Source organism: Nocardia panacis (assembly GCF_003598715.1).
Classification (GTDB): Bacteria; Actinomycetota; Actinomycetes; order Mycobacteriales; family Mycobacteriaceae; genus Nocardia; species Nocardia panacis.
In genome coordinates, this window is sequence record NZ_QZFU01000027.1 from 1 (window position 1) to 5,065 (window position 5,065).

The window sequence follows — 5,065 nt, forward strand, 5'->3', positions numbered from 1 at the left end:
TTGTTTTGCTGGGTTTTCGGACTCTAGTGAATTATTCTGATCGTGCCTTTCGGGGTGTGATTGTGAGTCTTCAACGGAGAGTTTGATCCTGGCTCAGGACGAACGCTGGCGGCGTGCTTAACACATGCAAGTCGAGCGGTAAGGCCCTTCGGGGTACACGAGCGGCGAACGGGTGAGTAACACGTGGGTGATCTGCCCCGTACTTCGGGATAAGCCCGGGAAACTGGGTCTAATACCGGATATGACCATGGCCTGCATGGGTTGTGGTGGAAAGATTTATCGGTACGGGATGGGCCCGCGGCCTATCAGCTTGTTGGTGGGGTAATGGCCTACCAAGGCGACGACGGGTAGCCGGCCTGAGAGGGTGATCGGCCACACTGGGACTGAGACACGGCCCAGACTCCTACGGGAGGCAGCAGTGGGGAATATTGCACAATGGGCGGAAGCCTGATGCAGCGACGCCGCGTGAGGGATGACGGCCTTCGGGTTGTAAACCTCTTTCGACAGGGACGAAGCGTGAGTGACGGTACCTGTAGAAGAAGCACCGGCCAACTACGTGCCAGCAGCCGCGGTAATACGTAGGGTGCGAGCGTTGTCCGGAATTACTGGGCGTAAAGAGCTTGTAGGCGGCTTGTCGCGTCGATCGTGAAAACTCGGGGCTCAACTCCGAGCTTGCGGTCGATACGGGCAGGCTTGAGTACTGCAGGGGAGACTGGAATTCCTGGTGTAGCGGTGAAATGCGCAGATATCAGGAGGAACACCGGTGGCGAAGGCGGGTCTCTGGGCAGTAACTGACGCTGAGAAGCGAAAGCGTGGGTAGCGAACAGGATTAGATACCCTGGTAGTCCACGCCGTAAACGGTGGGCGCTAGGTGTGGGTTTCCTTCCACGGGATCCGTGCCGTAGCTAACGCATTAAGCGCCCCGCCTGGGGAGTACGGCCGCAAGGCTAAAACTCAAAGGAATTGACGGGGGCCCGCACAAGCGGCGGAGCATGTGGATTAATTCGATGCAACGCGAAGAACCTTACCTGGGTTTGACATACACCGGAAACCTGCAGAGATGTAGGCCCCCTTGTGGTCGGTGTACAGGTGGTGCATGGCTGTCGTCAGCTCGTGTCGTGAGATGTTGGGTTAAGTCCCGCAACGAGCGCAACCCTTGTCCTGTGTTGCCAGCGCGTAATGGCGGGGACTCGCAGGAGACTGCCGGGGTCAACTCGGAGGAAGGTGGGGACGACGTCAAGTCATCATGCCCCTTATGTCCAGGGCTTCACACATGCTACAATGGCCGGTACAGAGGGCTGCGATACCGTGAGGTGGAGCGAATCCCTTAAAGCCGGTCTCAGTTCGGATCGGGGTCTGCAACTCGACCCCGTGAAGTTGGAGTCGCTAGTAATCGCAGATCAGCAACGCTGCGGTGAATACGTTCCCGGGCCTTGTACACACCGCCCGTCACGTCATGAAAGTCGGTAACACCCGAAGCCGCTGGCCTAACCCGTAAGGGAGGGAGGCGTCGAAGGTGGGATCGGCGATTGGGACGAAGTCGTAACAAGGTAGCCGTACCGGAAGGTGCGGCTGGATCACCTCCTTTCTAAGGAGCATCTGCACGAACCGTTTCCGCGTTGGTGGTTGTGGTCGTGCCAGAGCCGTTCATGTCCTCGAATGTAGGACTGCGGTGCTCATGGGTGGAACGCTGACATGTGCCGGTGGATGCCGGATTGTAGTCGACACACTGTTGGGTCCTGAAAGAACAGGCGTTCTTTCCAGGCAAGATAACGATCCACTCGGGCTTTCCTGAGATACCGGTTCTCTTCTTCGGGAGGGGGTGCTGGTCCTGTGAGTCTGGTTTCGGGTGGGTGTGTTGTTTGAGAACTGCACAGTGGACGCGAGCATCTTTGTTTGTAAGTGTTGAAGAGCGTTCGGTGGATGCCTTGGCACCAGGAGCCGATGAAGGACGTAGGAGGCTGCGATAAGCCTCGGGGAGCTGTCAACCGAGCTGAGATCCGAGGATTTCCGAATGGGGAAACCCAGCACGAGTGATGTCGTGTTACCCGCGCCTGAATATATAGGGTGTGTGGAGGGAACGTGGGGAAGTGAAACATCTCAGTACCCACAGGAAGAGAAAACAATAGTGATTCCGTGAGTAGTGGCGAGCGAAAGCGGAAGAGGCTAAACCGTGTGGATGTGATAGACGGCAGTCGTTGTCCGTGCGGGGTTGTGGGGTCATTCTTCTCATCACTGCCGTGGTGAGCAACAGTCAGAAAAGTGCGTGTTAGTCGAATTGGTCTGGGATGGCCAACCGTAGACGGTGAGAGTCCGGTAGGCGAAAACGCGTGCTCTGTTGTGGATGATGCCCGAGTAGCAGCGGGCCCGTGAAATCTGCTGTGAATCTGCCGGGACCACCCGGTAAGCCTGAATACTCCCTGGTGACCGATAGCGGACTAGTACCGTGAGGGAAAGGTGAAAAGTACCCCGGGAGGGGAGTGAAATAGTACCTGAAACCGTGCGCTTACAATCCGTCAGAGCCTTCCATCTTTTGGGTGGTGGGGTGATGGCGTGCCTTTTGAAGAATGAGCCTGCGAGTCATCGGTGTGTGGCGAGGTTAACCCGTGTGGGGTAGCCGTAGCGAAAGCGAGTCCGAATAGGGCGTTTCCAGTCGCATGCCATGGACCCGAAGCGGAGTGATCTACCCATGGCCAGGGTGAAGCGACGGTAAGACGTCGTGGAGGCCCGAACCCACTTAGGTTGAAAACTGAGGGGATGAGCTGTGGGTAGGGGTGAAAGGCCAATCAAACTCCGTGATAGCTGGTTCTCCCCGAAATGCATTTAGGTGCAGCGTCGCGTGTTTCACATCGGAGGTAGAGCTACTGGATGGCCTAGGGGGCCCACAAGCTTACCGAAGTCAGCCAAACTCCGAATGCCGATGTGTGAGAGCGTGGCAGTGAGACTGCGGGGGATAAGCTTCGTAGTCGAGAGGGAAACAGCCCAGATCGCCGGCTAAGGCCCCTAAGCGTGTACTAAGTGGAAAAGGATGTGGGGTCGCGAAGACAACCAGGAGGTTGGCTTAGAAGCAGCCACCCTTGAAAGAGTGCGTAATAGCTCACTGGTCAAGTGATCCTGCGCCGACAATGTAGCGGGGCTCAAGTACACCGCCGAAGCCGCGGCACTCAGTCATTGATCTTGCCTTCGGGCCAGGAGACTGGGTGGGTAGGGGAGCGTCCTGCAGCCAGGGAAGCAGCCGAGTGATCGAGTTGTGGAGGCTGTGGGAGTGAGAATGCAGGCATGAGTAGCGAAAGACGAGTGGGAAACTCGTCCGCCGAATGACCAAGGGTTCCTGGGCCAGGTTAATCCGCCCAGGGTGAGTCGGGACCTAAGGCGAGGCCGACAGGCGTAGTCGATGGACAACGGGTTGATATTCCCGTACCCGTGTATCCGCGCCCAATGGCGAATCAGTTGTGCTAACCGTCCAAAAGCGGATCCATCACCTTCGGGTGAGGTGAGGTGGCTGCACGGGATCCCGGTTGTAGTAGTCAAGCGATGGGGTGACGCAGGAAGGTAGCTGGGCCGGGTGATGGAATACCCGGTGTAAGCCTGTAGGGCGTTGTGTAGGCAAATCCGCACAGCATACAGCCTGAGAGGTGATGCGTAGCCGATTGAGGCGAATTCAGTGATCCTATGCTGCCGAGAAAAGCCTCTAGTGAGTTGGTACACGGCCCGTACCCCAAACCGACACAGGTGGTCAGGTAGAGAATACTAAGGCGATCGAGAGAACTGTGGTCAAGGAACTCGGCAAAATGCCCCCGTAACTTCGGGAGAAGGGGGACCCGTGCTGGTGAACGCCCTTGCGGTGGGAGCTGGTGTGGGTCGCAGAGACCAGAGAGAAGCGACTGTTTACTAAAAACACAGGTCCGTGCGAAGTCGTAAGACGATGTATACGGACTGACGCCTGCCCGGTGCCGGAAGGTTAAGAGGACCGGTTAGCGCGTGAGCGCGAAGCTGAGAATTTAAGCCCCGGTAAACGGCGGTGGTAACTATAACCATCCTAAGGTAGCGAAATTCCTTGTCGGGTAAGTTCCGACCTGCACGAATGGCGTAACGACTTCTCTGCTGTCTCGACCACAGACTCGGCGAAATTGCATTACGAGTAAAGATGCTCGTTACGCGCGGCAGGACGAAAAGACCCCGGGACCTTCACTATAGCTTGGTATTGGTGTTCGGTACGGTTTGTGTAGGATAGGTGGGAGACTGTGAAGCGGGCACGCCAGTGTTCGTGGAGTCGTCCTTGAAATACCACTCTGGTCGTATTGGGCTTCTAACCTCGGGCCATGATCTGGTTCAGGGACAGTGCCTGGTGGGTAGTTTAACTGGGGCGGTTGCCTCCCAAAATGTAACGGAGGCGCCCAAAGGTTCCCTCAGCCTGGTTGGCAATCAGGTGTCGAGTGCAAGTGCACAAGGGAGCTTGACTGTGAGACTGACAGGTCGAGCAGGGACGAAAGTCGGGACTAGTGATCCGGCACCGGCAAGTGGAAGCGGTGTCGCTCAACGGATAAAAGGTACCCCGGGGATAACAGGCTGATCTTCCCCAAGAGTCCATATCGACGGGATGGTTTGGCACCTCGATGTCGGCTCGTCGCATCCTGGGGCTGGAGTAGGTCCCAAGGGTTGGGCTGTTCGCCCATTAAAGCGGCACGCGAGCTGGGTTTAGAACGTCGTGAGACAGTTCGGTCTCTATCCGCCGCGCGCGTAAGAAACTTGAGGAAGGCTGTCCCTAGTACGAGAGGACCGGGACGGACGAACCTCTGGTGTGCCAGTTGTTCTGCCAAGGGCACGGCTGGTTGGCTACGTTCGGAAGGGATAACCGCTGAAAGCATCTAAGCGGGAAGCCTGTTCCAAGATGAGGTTTCTCTCCACCTTCGAGTGGTTAAGGCCCCCTACAGACCATGGGGTTGATAGGCCGGAACTGGAAGCACGGTGACGTGTGGAGGTGACTGGTACTAATAGGCCGAGGGCTTACCAACAAAGGTGTTACGCGTCCACTGTGTGGTGTCTGAAACAACACACGATCCAC

Annotated in this window: 2 rRNA genes; both read left to right on the forward strand. The window is 56.9% G+C overall.

Features of this window, described 5'->3' with window-relative positions:
* The first annotated feature begins 70 nt into the window (after nucleotides 1–70).
* Nucleotides 71–1,588, forward strand: a 16S ribosomal RNA gene (locus tag D5S18_RS22235).
* Between the two features lie 308 nt (nucleotides 1,589–1,896).
* Nucleotides 1,897–5,015 (forward strand): 23S ribosomal RNA (locus D5S18_RS22240).
* The 16S and 23S rRNA genes sit together here, the layout of an rRNA operon.
* Nucleotides 5,016–5,065 lie beyond the last annotated feature (50 nt).